The organism is Leucobacter faecis, assembly GCF_054456695.2.
On sequence record NZ_JBTJER020000002.1, the window covers coordinates 196,463 to 211,087 of the forward strand.

A 14,625-nucleotide genomic window follows, 5' to 3' on the forward strand; every position below is an offset into this window, starting at 1 on the left:
CCCGTAGTTCCAACCCCGTTTACAGAAAATATGCGCGACTACTTCCGCTTATGACTGCCTCAGAAACGGAATTTGTCGCGCATATTTTCTGTCGGCGCGTGCGCCCATCGGATCGGGGCCCTCGGCGCCCCCTAAGTTGACCGGTTGGAGCGGGTGTCGTGAATACGGCACCTCGGCGTCCTAGCCCCAGTGCGGCGGACGGTCGCGCTTCAGCGCCGCATCGTGAGCACTCATCTGCTTGTGCGCTGAAGCGTCGCCCCACCCCTCGGGGCGGTCCTCTCGTGCGCGAGCGGTCAGCGTGTGCTCCAAAGGCTTCGGGTCGACACCGGCCGGGGCGGGGCGAGAAGCACGACGATTCGTGCGGCGGCCATGATCCGGCACTGCAGAATCAGCAGAATCAGCAGACTCAGCAGAATCAGCAGGCTCAGCAGGCTCAGCGAGCGCAGCTTTGGCCGCGGGCTGCTCTGACCCAGCGTGAGCGGCAGGGCCTGTGATCACGATTGTGCGCCTGCAGCGGCCGAGTCGGTACCCGAGCCTACAGCCGCATCAGACGTGCTCTTACCGTCTTCGCAGCCGACCATGCGCGCAACGCGGCGGGCGACCTCGTCGGGGTCGGTAAACAGGTCGAAGCTCTGCACCCGGTGGTAGTGCCAGCCGAGGCGGCGTAGCACCGCGGGCCGCAGCCTGAGCGTGTCGCGCAGGCTGTCGGAGCCATCACCCAGGTCGATGTCGACCGCGATGGCACGCTCGCCAAACGAGGCGGCGATCGGAATCACGCCGAGGTAGTCGAGCACCACGCGCATGCCGTGCGCTTCGAGCCTGTCGGCGAGTTCACCGAGCATCGGGTCGCGCTCGGCGGGCAGCAGGGGCTCAGCGGGCTCGGGGTGCTCGTGCGCGAGCAGTTCGGCGAGGTCAACCACGCCGTGCTTAATGCGTGCCGCGTCGAGGTCTTTCGGCCTAAAGCAGCTGACGATCGTCATCGCCCGGCGGGCGCGCGTCATCGCGACCGCGAGCAGTCGCTCGCCGCCGGGCTTACCGAGGCCGCCAAAGTTCGACAGCACACGGCCGTGCGGGGTGCGGCCATAGCCGATCGAGAAGATCACGCGGTCGCGGCTTTGCGCCGTCGCTTGCTCGAGCGTGAGCACCGCGAACGGTTCTGCGCGCTCCCCGAGCAAGAACTCGCGGTACTGCGGAAACTTCGAAAACGCCTGCAGCACCGCCTGGTACACCCTCACGGCATGACGTTCGCTCGCCGTGATGACCATGAGCGACTCACTCGCGCGGTCGTTCGCGTGCTCGAGCACGAGCTGCACGACGCGCTCGACCTCGGCGTCGGTGCTCTCGACCGCTCCGGTGTGTTGATCGGGCAGCCCCTGCCCACCCTGCACGAAATCGTAAGTGAGGCTTGAACGGCCGAGGAAGGAGCCCGCCCACGGCATCGTTTGAATCGCGCCGTCATAGAACCGCGTGTTCACCAGGTGGGTGAGGTCTTCGCCGCCCGCACGGTAGCTGCGTGTGAGCGTGAGCGTGGGCAGCACGTCGCTCAGTTGTGCGTACGCAGACTTCGCATGTGACTGCTCGGGCGTCTCGGAGGGCTCGCTCGCGTCGTCGATGGGGCCGACGGCGATTTCAAACGTTGATGGGCTCTGCGTCATCGTGTCGCCAAACGCGACGACCTGCTCGGCTCGGCGAATCGCGCCGAGGTTTTCTGCGAGTGTCGTCGCGCCAGCGTCAACGAGCAGCACCGCGTCAAACTTCATGGCGTCGGGCAGTTGCGCCACCTCGTACGGTGACATCGCCCACACCGGTGCGAGGGTCGACAGTAGCGTCGGCGCGTGCTGCGCAAGCAACCCCGCTGTGACGTAGCGACTGCGCAGCGCCTCGCGCATGGCGAGCGCCTCTTGTTTGTGGTCGAGCACCGCGACGCGCCAGGCGTCGGCGAGTGAGGCTGCGAGCAGTGTGCCGTTGGCGCCGCAGTGCGCGTCATCGACGAGCCTAAAGTCAGCTTCAAGTCGGTCGATCACCGACGTGTTCGCGCTCAGCAACGCCTCGTTGGTCTGCAGCATGCGCTCGAGCGCCGACTGCCACCAGGCGAGCTCGAGCTCTGCTGCGACGTGCTCGGCGGGCACGTGGCGGGCCGAAAGGTCGTCAAGCAGCGGTTCGAGGTGCGCCTGGCGCATGCGCTCGACGATGGTCGTGCGCTCTTGAATATTCTGCAGCACCTCAGACTCGCGGGCGAGGTCTGAAATGCGCTCGGCGAGGTCTGCAAGCGACAGGTTCTTGAGGCGGTCGCGGTCAGACGCGGTGCCGATCACCCGGTCAATCTCGTCGAGGTCTTGGTACGCAGACTGGTATGCGGTCACCACGTCTGCGATGCCGAGCGGCACCTCGGGGCGTGTGCCTTCGATCGTGCTGTAGCGGTGCCACAGCACTCGCTGCTGCTGAATCTGCACGAGCCGCGCGTACATGTCTGAGATGTGCACGCCAGGCCGCACGTACTCGCGGGCAAGCTTGCGCAGCCTGCGCTTGTTCGACGACGTCATTTCGATCTCGTCGTCAGAGCTGCGGGGGGCGTGCGCTGCGATCACTTCGGTGAGCGAACGGTCGTATACGTCGGGCGTAAACCGATCGAGGGTGTCGCGCAGTCCCATGAGTAGCCGCAAGAATACGCCCAGCTCGGCGACCGTCTCGTAGGGGCGCATTGAAGTCTGGCCGACGACCTCGTTAGCCATCGAAATGAGGCGCGGTAGCTGTGACTCTGCGAGGTTGACCGCGAGCGAGTACGCCTTGCGGGCTTCTTCTGTTGTGCTGAAATTGACGCCGTACCACGGCGAGTCTTCGGGCCCGTACTGGAATTGGCCGAGCCGCGCGACCTCGGTAAACGCCTCGGCCATCGCTGACCGATCGATGGTCAGCTGCGACAGCGCCTGGTCGTTGAGCCGCACCGTGGTTGCGGGCGACACATCTGCGAGCGACAGCTGCGTGAGCTCGCGCAGCGCTTCGATGGGGGCGACACCAAACCGGGGATCGCGGGTGTTGAGCGCAGACCGGTAATCGACGAGCGCCCCGCGCAGGCGAGTGAGCGCCGCGTCGACGTCGCGCAGCTGACCGCCGCGGGCATTCTCGTTGCGGCTAATCGACTCGACGAGCCCGCGCCGCAGGCGCCGTGGCCCCACCGACAGGCCGGGCAGTCCTGCTCGAGTGAGTCGGTGTGTGATGCCGTCGAGGGTGGCGCGACGCGGCGACACGACGAGCACGCGCTTACCCTCGCGGGCGAGCGCACCAATCGCGTTGACCACCGTCTGTGTGCCGCCCGTGCCGGGCAGGGTGTGCACGACGAGTGAGTGCCCCGCCGAGATCTGCGCGAGCACGTCTTCTTGCTCGGCGTCTGCGTCGTAGAGGTAGCGGTCGGTGTCGGGCGAGCGCTCGTCCGACGGGGTCGGTGAGACGGGACGGTAGCCCTCAGCGAGAGCCTTGCGTGCTGGCTCGTTACCGCAGATCGCCGACAGCAGCTGCGAGTCGAGCTGCTTCGCGTCAGACACCATAAGCTGCGACACATTATGAAATGACGAGACAACAAGGCGCGGCTGCACAACGAAACCGGGCACGCCCGCTGCCATTTGTCGCAGCCGGTCGATCACGGGCTGCGGCTTGAACACGCCCTCAGACTGCGACAGCTCGATGAGCACGCGCGCGTCAACGGCAATGCCAAACTGTTCGCGCATTACACGAATCAGCTCAGAGTTGACGACGGGAAACTGTTTGAGCTTGAGCTCGTAGTCGCGGCCGTACCGACGAATCGCGACGGGGCGCAGCAGAATCGGGGCGCAAAACTCTTCGCCCTCAAAGCTCCACTTGGCGATGCCAATGCCCAGGTGCACGGTCTCGAGCCCGCGCACCGTGCGCATCTCGATCGCTTTATCTGTGACGCGGCCCGCCGCGAACTTCGCGTGCCTAAGCGCCAGGTCGTCGCGTATCAGCGCCGACAGCAAAATCTTATTGCCCGTAATGAACTGAGGCAGGCCGCCCGGGTGGGTCGACGAAAGCTCGATGCGGTTCGCTGGTCGGTCATCGAAGTGCAGCAGCGGGTTGCGGCCGCCGATGCGGGCAAGCTCAGCACGCCACTCGGCGTGATCGTCGGCGTAGCTGTCGACGAGCGACACCGGTCCGGTCAGCTCCGCCGCGAGATCGGGTTCGGCCTGCGCGGGCCGCGGGGCGCGGGCGAGCGAGCCCTCGCTCTCGGGCACGAGCTGCTCGGTAACTTGTTCGCTCAGCTGCTCGGTGGGCTGCTCGCTCATCGCGTTCGAGGCGCCGCTAACCTCGCGACCCGACTCTGGTCGTTTACGCCGATCTACACTCCACACATCGCCACCCTAAACGCCCCGGCCGAAAATCACCGCAACGCGCACGGAGTTTCGCCGCAACACGCCGCTTGCGCGCTATCGGGCGGCGCTCTGCGCCTCATGCTCGGACTGCCCTGGCTGCCCTGGCTGCGTGAGCTGCCCGCTCTGCTCAGTCACGACCGGATCGGCCACCTGAGGTTCACCGCCGCGTACGATCTGCAGCCCACGCATCACGTGGTACACCACGACCGCCGCGATCGTGCCGAGCGCGATGCCGTTGAACACGACGTCACCCAACTGCACCGTGAAGTCGGCGATGCCCACGATCAGCGGCACGGCCGCCGCAAACTGGTTGATGGGCTTTGAGAAATCGACCTTGTTGTCGATCCAGATCTTCACGCCGATCAGACCGATGAGGCCGTAGAGCGCAACTGTCACGCCCGCGAGTACACCCGCCGGCACCGTAAAGATAATCGCGCCCACCTTGGGCGAGAAGCTGAGCACGAGCGCCATACCACCGGCGACCCAGTAGGCCGCGGTCGAGTAGACGCGGGTGGCGGCCATCACGCCAATATTTTCGCCGTAGGTCGTGGTGCCCGAGCCGCCGCCGAAGCCAGCGAGCATCGTCGACACACCGTCGGCGAGCAGCGCACGGCCGGTGAGGTGATCGATGTCGCGATCGATCATGAGGCCCACGCTCTTCACGTGGCCGACGTTCTCGGCCACCAGCACGAGCACGACAGGCAGGAAGGCTGGCAGTAGCGCCCACAGGGTCGGGTCTTGGAACGGGTTGCCTACGGCATGAAACTCGGGCAGGCCCAACCACGCAGCACTTTCAACCGCCGCGAAATCAACCTCGCCCATGAGCGCCGCGGCGATGTAGCCCACGACCATGCCCAGCACGATCGAGAGTCGCCCGATGAGCCCGCGAAACAGCACGGTGATGAGCAGCACGGCCGAGATCGTGATGAGTGCAACCCAGCCTGAAAGCTCGGTGGCGTTCCAGTTGTTCTTGACGGTGGGGGCAAGGTTAAAACCGATCAGGGCAACGATTGCGCCCATAACGACGGGCGGCATGAGCGCGTTGATCCAGCGTGAGCCAAAGCGGTGCACCACGAGACCCACGATCGTCATCAAAACGCCGATCGCGAGGATCCCGAACGAAGCGCGGGCAAGGTCGTCGCCGCCCGCGAGCGCCGCCATAATCGGCGCAATGAACGCAAACGACGAGCCGAGGTAGCTCGGCAGCCGGTTACCGGTAAGCAACAGAAACAGCAGCGTACCGAGGCCCGAGAAGAACAGCGTCGCGGTCGGGCTGAAGCCCGTGATCAGCGGCACGAGGAAGGTCGCGCCAAACATGGCGACGACGTGCTGCATGCCAAACCCGATGGTGCGCGGCCAGCTCAGCCGTTCCTCGGGCAGCACGATCGCGTCTGGGGCGACGTGTCGGCCGTCTCCATGCGGGGTCCACGGCAGCGTCATAGGGGCTCCTTCGGTGCGCTATTCAAATGTGCGCGGGCCGCCCCACGCCAATCGAACATCTTACCGTTTACATGAGGCGCGGCAGCCACCGCTTCGCAAGTTTTTGTTTCAGCGGTGTGAACGGCGGCATGATGGTTGCGGCGAGGGTGTCGGGCTGCAGCGGTTTTGTGAGCACTGCCTTCTCGTGACTGAACACGCGAAACGACCGCTCACCGTGATACGCCCCGGTGCCGCTCTCCCCCACGCCACCAAACGGCAGCGCGGGCGTCGCGAGATGCAGCACGGGCACACCGAATCCCAGCGCGCCAGAGCTCGTCTCGCGTTCCCATCGCGCACGCACCCGGGCGTCGTCGCTAAACACGTACGCGGCGAGCGGCTTGTCACGCCCGCTCACGAACGCGATCGCCGCATCGAGCGAGTCGACCTCGACAAGCGGCAAGATCGGCCCAAAAATCTCGTCCCGCATCACGGCCGAGTCTGCATCGACGCCGGTGAGCACGGTCGGCTCGATGTGTCTTTGATCCGGATCATGCCCGCCCCCGACCGCAACGCGGCCGCAGGCGAGGTACCCCACGAGCCGCTCGAAGTGGGCGTCGTTCACGATGCGGCCATAGTCAGGGTTTTGGGCGGTGGCGCTGCCGTACAGGTCGTGGATGGCGCGCTCTAAATGCGGCACCAGCTGACGTAGCGTCTCGGGCTCACCGAGCACGTAGTCGGGCGCGACACAGGTCTGCCCCGCGTTCATAAACTTGCCCCAGGCGATGCGCTTGGCAACATCTGGCAGGTGCGCCGTGCCGTCGACAAAGACGGGTGATTTACCACCGAGTTCAAGCGTGACCGGAGTGAGGTGCTCGGCCGCGGCCCGGGCCACGATGCGGCCCACGCGACCGTTGCCGGTGTAGAAGATGTGGTCAAACTTCTCGTGCAAGAGCGCCGTCGTTTCTTCGACGCCGCCTTCGACGACCGCGACGGCGCGCCTGTCGAGCGCGTCGGGCAGCAGCTGTGCCAGCAGCGCCGAGGTGGCGGGGGCGAGTTCGCTCGGTTTGATGACGACTGCGTTACCCGCAGCGATCGCGCCGAGCACGGGCGACAGCGCGAGCATCAGCGGGTAGTTCCAGGGGGCGATCACGAGGGCCACGCCGAGTGGCTCGGGCACCACCTTCGCGCTCGCGGGCTGCAGGGCCGCGGGCACCGGTACGCGTCGCGGGCGCATCCAGCGTTTCAGCGCCCCGAGCGCGTGGTCGATCTCGGCGATCAGAAACCCGATCTCGGTGAGCTGCGCCTCGGTGGCCGACTTGCCGAGGTCTTGCTGGAGCGCCCGTTCGAAGTCGTCGCTGCGATCAACGAGCAGGGTGCGCAGCCGCACAAGCTGCGCCCTGCGCCACGCTTCTGGGCGGGTGAGGCCCCGGTCGAAGCCGTGGCGCAGGCCCGCCACGATCTGGGTGATCTGGTTCGCCGTCGTCGCACTCATGGGGCCAGGCTACTCCAAGTATTCCCGTCCTTCTGCGCGAGTTTACGAGTCGCAGAACCCAGCTGTAGATACTGCGACTCGCTTCGCTCGCGCAGCATGACCGGGGCGACGCGCTTCGCTCGCGCAGCATGACACGAGACACACCGCGCGCGGCATACTCGTTACCAGGGGTGCAGCGCGGGAATGATCAAGAAGATGCCCGCGACCACGGCAAGCGCCGAGAGTCCGAAGAAAAAGTAAGCGATGTTCGTGGCCCAGCGTGGGTGCTCGGCCTCTTCGATGTCATCGTCTTCGTCGTCACGCGACGGGCCGTTCGCTTCGCCGCTCTTCGCGGGGATGGCGAGAAACCTGATGCCGAGCGAGTACAGCACCACCACAAACACGGCCGAGCCAAGCGCGGCGACAAACACCGTGAGGAATGCCATCCAGTCAATCATCGTGCGCCTCCAGCATCGTTTCCGTTGCGCTTGTTCTTCTGAGCGTTGCGCTCAGCTTTGCGAGCAGCTTTCGCTTCTCGTTCGGCTGCCTTACGCGCAGCCCGGGCCGCCCGGTCATCGCGCACGGCCGATTGCTCGACGGGCGACATGGCGGGGGTGAGGCCGGTACGGGACTTCTTTACCTTGACTTCGTTCTTGCGAATGCGCACCGCGTAGCCCGATTCTGCTACGTCGGGAGCAGGAATCGCGTTGTCGTGGTCAACCTTGTTGCGGCTCGAACGCCAGAAGATGAAGAGGATCACGCCAAGGCCGAGCACCGCATCGATGACAATGCCCGCGGTGCCGATGTGCGCGATCACGGCTGCGATCGCACCCACTGCGCCCGCGGCCGGCAGCGTGAACAGCCAGCCCGAGGCGATCCGGCCCACCGTGCGCCAGCGCACGGTCGAGCCGCGGCGGCCGAGACCCGAACCAATAACCGAACCTGAGGCGACCTGAGTCGTCGAGAGCGCAAAGCCGAGGTGGCTCGATGCGAGGATCGTGGCTGCGGTGCTCGTCTCAGCGGCGAAGCCCTGCGCGGGCTTGACCTGGGTGAGGCCCGCGCCCATGGTGCGAATGATGCGCCAGCCGCCCGAGTAGGTGCCGATCGCGATCGCGAAGGCACAGGTCACGATGACCCACAGGTGCGGGCCGGTGCCCGGATCCTGCAGGTTCGCGGCGACCAGCGTGAGCGTGATGACGCCCATCGTCTTCTGGGCGTCGTTCGTGCCGTGCGCGAGCGCGATCAGCGACGACGAAGCGATCTGGGCGTAACGGAACCGGCCGCGGCCGTCTTTCTTGCCGTCGTGGCGGCGCGTAATCGCGTACGCCACCTTCGTGGCGGTGAACGCGACGATACCCGCGGTCAGCGGGGCTGCAAGCGCCGGGATGAGCACCTTCGAGAGCACGCCCGCACCGTTAATGGATTGCAGGCCAGCTCCCACGATTGCGGCACCGATAAGGCCGCCGAACAGGGCGTGCGACGAGCTCGACGGCAGGCCGTACAGCCACGTCACGAGGTTCCAGACGATGGCGCCGATGAGGCCAGCGAAGATCATCTCTGGGGTAATCAACACCCCGCCATCGCCCTCGTTGATGATGCCGCCCGCGATGGTCTTGGCCACTTCGGTAGACAGGAATGCTCCGACGAGGTTCAAGATCGCGGCGAGCAACACCGCAGTCTTGGGCTTGAGCGCACCGGTCGCGATGGGCGTGGCCATCGCGTTCGCAGTGTCGTGGAAGCCGTTAGTAAAGTCGAAGAAGAGAGCCAGTACGATGACCAGCAGCACGATGAGAGTGAGTTCCACCGGCATCTTTCGTTTGAGATCGGATCCTTGAGGACACGTCGCGAAGTCTGTAAAACTTCACCGTTCGTTCAGGCAATCGACCCGCGTGCGCCACATTTATGGTTCCACCACTTAGGCGCGAGGTCAAGCTGGAAATGAGCTGTTTACCCTCCGTTCACTTGCGCGCCGTTCACGAGGGCGAGCTGATCAGGCAGCCACAGGCTGACCGGCCATAGACTGAAGAACCCCATCGTCAAAGGAGCATCCATGAGCACCCTCGCAGATTTCACGCCCGCCGCAGGCACGATCACCATGTTCTCAACAGTGTGGTGCAGCTACTGCAAGCGGCTCAAGCTGATGCTCGACAAGAGCGGTATCGACTACACGATCGTCGATATCGAAGAGACGCCGGGCACCGAAGAGCTCGTGAAGTCGGTCAACGGCGGCAACGCGGTCGTGCCCACCGTCGTGTACCCCGACGGTGCAACCGCCACGAACCCCACGCTCAATGACGTCAAGGCTGCGCTGGGGGTATAACCCAGCACAGCCTTGCCCGCGCCTCTGCCGCTAACCGAAGTTGAGGCGCACCTCTTCGTAGCGCGAGATCGGAACCGTTTTGAGGCGGCCCATAGCCTCCTCGAGCGGCACCATTTCGATCCGGTCACCCTTGAGGGCAGCCATCGTGCCCCAGCGGCCCGCGTGCGCGGCGTCGGCCGCGGCCATGCCCGTGCGGGTCGCGAGCACGCGGTCGAACGCTGTGGGTGAGCCGCCGCGCTGCAGGTGGCCGAGCACGGTCGCGCGTGTCTCAATGCCGGTGCGCTCTTCGATGAGCGGGGCGAGCGCTTCGGCAATGCCGCCGAGGCGCCTGCGCCCGAAACCGTCGAGGCCCTCGCGTGTCACCGATTCGCCGCCCTCGAGGTTGAAGCCCTCCGCGACGACCACGAGCGATGAGCGGCCACGATCGCGCACGCTCAGCACCCACTCGCACACCTGCTCGATCGATTCGGGCCGCTCGGGGATCAAGGTGACCTGCGCGCCACCGGCCATGCCGGCGTGCAGCGCGATCCAGCCTGCGTCGCGGCCCATCACCTCGAGCACCATGCAGCGCCGGTGCGATTCGCCCGTCGTGCGCAGCCGGTCGATGGCCTCGGCCGCGATCGACACTGCGGTGTCAAACCCAAAGGTGTAGTCCGTGCCGCCGAGGTCGTTATCGATCGTCTTGGGCAGGCCGATCACGGGAATCCCGGCGCGCGAGAGCATCTCACCCACGGTCTGGGTGCCATTGCCGCCAATGAGCATGAACGCATCAATGCCGTACTTTTCCATGCCGTGCCGGATCGCATCCAGGTCAACACCCGCGCCCTCTGCTTCGCTGAGGTGCTTCGGCGGTACGCGGCTCGTGCCGAGAAACACACCACCGAGCGGCGATAATCCACGCACCGCAATGCGGTCGAGCGTCACGGTGTCACCGTCGTGAAACCCGCGCCATCCGTCCATGAATCCGACCATTTCAAAGCCGTGTACGTCGACGCCGCGCAGCACCGCGCCACGAATCGCCGCGTTCATGCCGGGGCTGTCGCCACCAGAACAAAGCACACCAATGCGCATGTTTCTCCTCATTTGAGCCTCAAACCACCATGCTATCGGTGGCAGCTATGGGATGCGTAATACTCAAAGCTGCCAGCCTTCGCACGGGTTGCGCCGAGGTTGTGCCGCGATGAGCTAGGCGATGGCGCGGCGCAGCACTCCCATGAGGGCAAGCAGCTGCACCGGATCAGCATTCTCGTCGAGCGCAGGAGCGCCGTCGAGTGCGCGGCCCGCGAGGCCCGCCTTGCTGTCGATGAGCTCTGCGATGCGCGCGTCAATCGTCTGAGCCGCAACGATACGCCACGCGGTGACGGGCTCTTCTTGGCCGATACGGTGCACGCGGTCAATCGCCTGCGTTTGCTCGGCGTCTGTCCAAGACAACTCAGCCAGCACCACGTTCGACGCGGCCTGCAGGTTGACGCCCACGCCAGCGGCGGTCAGCGAACACACCGCGACCGACACCTCAGGGTCGTTGTTGAACGCGTCGATCTGCTCTTGACGGAAGATCGCCGTCTGGTCTCCTCGAATCGACACGGTGCGCAGCCCGGCCTCTGCCAGCTGCGCCTCTACCTTGTCCATCACGTCGATGTGCTTCGCGAAGAACACGACCTTGCCCACCGAACGCACGAGCTGCGCAGCGTAGTCTGCTGCAAGCCCGGCCTTCGCCTGACCGATCTGGCGCACCATCGTGAACACGTTGAGACCGTCGGCCGAAGCGTTCGCCTCTTCGAGCTCCTGCACACAGACCATGCGTATGAGTGCCTCGTCGCTGAGCGTGGCACCGAGCTTGCCGTTCTTGAGCGTCGTGAACCGCGCCACGAGCTTCTGGGCCAGCTTGCGCTCGGCGTCGCGAATGCCGCGGCCCAGCTCGTCATCAAGCTCCACAGGCAGGTCAACCACGCGCTTCGCGGGCAGATCTTTTGCGACGTCAAGCTTGCGGCGGCGCACAATACCCATATCGATGACGCTCTGGCGTGCCTCGGGGTAGAACGACTGGTCGGCTGGGGTCCAGCCATTGTGCTCGAGCTTTGCCATCAGGTCTGAGCCTGGCTTCTCACCGTCTGTCCAACCGAGGAACCGCCAGATCGCACGGAAGTCATCGATGTCGTTGATGAGCGGCGTACCGGTGAGCGCAATCAGCAGCGGCGAAGTGCCCGGCGTGCGCTCACGAATACGGTCGGCAATCGCAAGCACGTTGCGTGAGCGCTGTGATGTCGTGTTCTTGATCATGTGCGCCTCGTCGACGACCATGCCCTTGAACCCAAAGTTCGAGATCCAGCTCAGGTGCCGGTCAAGAATCTCGTAGTTGATCACGAAGACATCGGCGAACGCGTCGATCGTGTCGCCGTCACCGTGCACGACCGTGACGCGGCGACCCGGAGTCCAACGCTCAACCTCGCGGGCCCAGTTCATCTTGACAACATTGGGCACGACTACGAGCAGCGGGTAGGCATCTGCGACAGAAGCAGCAATCACCGACTGCGCGGTTTTACCTAGACCCGGCTCATCTGCCAGCAAGAAACTGCGGTGTCCTTCGCCCACGCTGGCCAAGAACTTCGCCTGGTGCGGCATCAACTCGCGGCCGACCGGCGAGAGGCGATCCGGCACCGGGGGCTCAGGCAGCGGCATGCACGCAGAGCCGCCCCCGCCCTGCTCAAACGATTTGAGCAGCGGTGACAGGAGCTCCCAGTTCGCGAGCCGCACAGCCGGCGTGGGCTGCTTGGGCGGTGCGAGATTAGGGGCGAGGAACGGGCTCGCGAGCTTGCGGGCCACGATGCCCGCGGGCTCGACCTGGCGCTCGGCTAGCTCGGGCGGCACGACCGCCTTGCTTGCGATAGCAGCCGCCGCTGGCGCCTCTGCTTCTGCCTCGGGCAGTTCGATGCCCGCCTGCTCGATCATCTTGCGCTTGAGAATGCGCGTCGCCTCGGTGATCGGGGCGGCCGGTTCGAGCAGGGTGATGAGACTCGTGTCGCGGGCCGCTGTCTTCGCGAGAATGGCTGCAACCCCGTCGAGACGTTTGAGCGTCTCGGTGCGCTCGGCGTCGCTGACGCCCTCCTCGGTCTTCACCCGGGCGCGCTCCTCACGCATCAGCAGCGCGATGACGTGAAACTTGGTGCGATTGGCGGGGGTCGCCTTGCCGCGCTGCGCCGAGGCCTCAACCTCGCGCACGGCGCGAGCGAGCAGCGGAATGATGCCCTCGTTGTGCGTGTGTTTGCGGCGCGCGCTATTGCGCGCCTTGGCCCCATTTTTAGGGGCGTTGCTCTTTGAGCCAGACTTGCGCGTGGCAGTGGTGCTTGCCAATGGAACTCCTGATCGGCGTGAAGCGGTCTCGGAATGCGACCGAGTCGCGGGCGGCTGGGCGAGCACTGGCCAGACATCGCGTGCAGATCCTCATGACACGCGGGGCTCGTGACGCGCTCGTCACCTGCAACCGTGCCATCAGTCTAACACTGGCCGATGTGTGCGCGGCGCCAGTGCGAAAGTTGGCGTCAGGCGTCGGCGTCAGGCGTCGGCGTCGGCGTCGGCGTCGGCGAGCAGCACGCGCGCACGCGCCACGTCGTCGTGCATCTGCTCGATCAGCGCGGGCAGTGACTTGAACGCGACGGTGCCCCGCAACCTGTGCGTGAACAGCACTTCCATTTGCTTGCCGTACACGTCACCCTCGAAGTCGAGAATGAACGCTTCGACGCGCGACTGCTCGTCGGGCGTAAACGTGGGGTTGTTACCCACAGAGATTGCGGCCTCACGTCGCTCACCATCGATGACCACCCAGCCCGCATACACGCCATCGGCCGGCACGAACCCCTCGAGGTCGGCGCCCAGGTTGGCGGTGGGAAAACCGAGCTCGCGCCCGCGAGCGTCACCGTGCACCACTTCGCCGCGCACCACGGCGGGTCGGTCGAGCATGCGGCGGGCAACCTCAACGTCGCCCGCGGCGAGCGCTTCCCTGATTCGTGAAGATGACACCTGATCCCCTTCTGTGTCTGCCACCCAGTCCACGAGCTCGGCGCGAAACCCGAGCTCGCGGCCGAGGCGTTCGAGCAGGGCGCCGTCGCCCGCACCACGATGCCCAAAGTGAAAGTCCGCGCCCATCACGATGTGGCGCGCGTGCAGCTTGCCCACGAGCACATCGGTGACAAACTCCTCAGCTGGAATGCTCGCGATCGTCTCGTCGAAGCGCAGCATGACGCACACGTCAACGCCAGCGTCGGCGAGCGCTTGGAGCCGCTGCGTCTTACTCATGAGCGGCTGCGGGCAGCTTTGCGGGTTCAAAAAACTGAGTGGGTTGTTTGCGAAGGTGAGCACGACGGTGCGGCTTGGCTGCCCGCTGGCCGCGTCGGCCGCAGCCGCGAGCGCAAGTTGCTGCAGGATCGACCTGTGCCCACGATGCAGGCCGTCAAACTTGCCCACCGCGACGCAGCTGCCCGTTGCGAAGACGGTGGAGTCGAGCTCGTCAAGCGATTCAAAGACCAGCATCGTCGCCTCCCCGGGCTGCCGCACCCGCGGCAGCAGCGGCACCGGTCGCACCGGCCGCCGCGTGTTCGCGGGCCTCGCCCCGCAGCCACAGCAGCCCCAGCACGGGCAACACGAGCGGAATAAACACGTACCCCTGGCCGTACACCGACCACACCGACGGGTGCCCAAACAGCTGCGGCGCGACGAGGCTCAGTGTGCCCACGACCAGCACGCCCACGAGCTCAAACGAGAGCGCCGCCCAGGCGATCACCCGCCACACACCGCGCCTGCGAATCAGCGCCACTGTCGCCAAGACGTAGACAAGCGCGGCGAGCGCCGACAGCGAGTACGCGAGCGGCGCTTCGTCAAACTTCGAGATGATCTGGTAGATCGAACGAAAGGTCGCCGCGAGCGCAAGCACAATGTAGAACGTGATGAGCACACGGCCAAGACCGCCCAATCGACCGGGCTCGGGCTGCGCGGCGGGTGGGTGTGCGGGGTGGCGGTGCTTCACAGATGACACG

11 protein-coding genes are annotated in these 14,625 nt (G+C 65.5%); 1 reads left to right on the forward strand and 10 read right to left on the reverse strand.

Going from position 1 to position 14,625, the window contains the following annotated elements; translation table 11 throughout:
• Positions 1 to 180: 180 nt before the first annotated feature.
• The 6 genes from ACXR2W_RS02965 to ACXR2W_RS02990 form a co-directional block, all read right to left on the reverse strand.
• Positions 181 to 498, reverse strand: a complete 318-nt coding sequence (locus ACXR2W_RS02965) for a hypothetical protein (protein ID WP_458811766.1) — start codon at positions 496 to 498, stop codon at positions 181 to 183.
• Positions 495 to 4,298, reverse strand: a complete 3,804-nt coding sequence (locus ACXR2W_RS02970; RefSeq protein WP_458811768.1) for an AAA family ATPase — start codon at positions 4,296 to 4,298, stop codon at positions 495 to 497. The genes ACXR2W_RS02965 and ACXR2W_RS02970 overlap by 4 nt, the downstream gene beginning before the upstream one ends.
• A gap of 141 nt (positions 4,299 to 4,439) precedes the next feature.
• Entirely contained in the window at positions 4,440 to 5,825 is a 1,386-nt protein-coding gene (locus ACXR2W_RS02975) for a uracil-xanthine permease family protein (protein WP_458811770.1), read from the reverse strand.
• Positions 5,826 to 5,892: 67 nt separating this feature from the next.
• Positions 5,893 to 7,296, reverse strand: coding sequence for an aldehyde dehydrogenase family protein (locus ACXR2W_RS02980; protein ID WP_458811772.1), 1,404 nt, complete (start codon positions 7,294 to 7,296; stop codon positions 5,893 to 5,895).
• Positions 7,297 to 7,457: 161 nt separating this feature from the next.
• Entirely contained in the window at positions 7,458 to 7,733 is a 276-nt protein-coding gene (locus ACXR2W_RS02985; protein WP_458811774.1) for a hypothetical protein, read from the reverse strand.
• The gene (locus ACXR2W_RS02990; RefSeq protein ID WP_458811776.1) at positions 7,730 to 9,079 is read right to left on the reverse strand and encodes an inorganic phosphate transporter; all 1,350 of its coding nucleotides are present in this window, start codon (positions 9,077 to 9,079) and stop codon (positions 7,730 to 7,732) included. Before ACXR2W_RS02990 ends, ACXR2W_RS02985 begins: the two co-directional genes overlap by 4 nt.
• Positions 9,080 to 9,325: 246 nt before the next feature.
• Here ACXR2W_RS02990 and ACXR2W_RS02995 point away from each other — a divergent pair, with 246 nt between their 5' ends.
• Entirely contained in the window at positions 9,326 to 9,595 is a 270-nt protein-coding gene (locus tag ACXR2W_RS02995; protein ID WP_458811778.1) for a mycoredoxin, read from the forward strand.
• A gap of 30 nt (positions 9,596 to 9,625) precedes the next feature.
• Here the strand turns inward: ACXR2W_RS02995 and ACXR2W_RS03000 are convergent, their stop codons facing one another.
• From ACXR2W_RS03000 to ACXR2W_RS03015, 4 genes are all read right to left on the reverse strand, one after another.
• Complete coding sequence (locus ACXR2W_RS03000) at positions 9,626 to 10,666, reverse strand: 6-phosphofructokinase (RefSeq protein ID WP_458811780.1); 1,041 nt, start codon at positions 10,664 to 10,666, stop codon at positions 9,626 to 9,628.
• 114 nt (positions 10,667 to 10,780) lie between these two features.
• Positions 10,781 to 12,946 (reverse strand): DEAD/DEAH box helicase, encoded by a 2,166-nt coding sequence (locus ACXR2W_RS03005; protein WP_458811782.1) that lies wholly within the window; start codon positions 12,944 to 12,946, stop codon positions 10,781 to 10,783.
• A gap of 201 nt (positions 12,947 to 13,147) precedes the next feature.
• Positions 13,148 to 14,122 carry a bifunctional riboflavin kinase/FAD synthetase gene (locus tag ACXR2W_RS03010; RefSeq protein ID WP_458811783.1) on the reverse strand — a complete coding sequence of 325 codons (975 nt, stop codon included), beginning with the start codon at positions 14,120 to 14,122 and terminating at the stop codon, positions 13,148 to 13,150.
• Positions 14,109 to 14,624 carry a hypothetical protein gene (locus ACXR2W_RS03015; protein ID WP_458811785.1) on the reverse strand — a complete coding sequence of 172 codons (516 nt, stop codon included), beginning with the start codon at positions 14,622 to 14,624 and terminating at the stop codon, positions 14,109 to 14,111. Before ACXR2W_RS03015 ends, ACXR2W_RS03010 begins: the two co-directional genes overlap by 14 nt.
• Position 14,625: the final 1 nt, after the last annotated feature.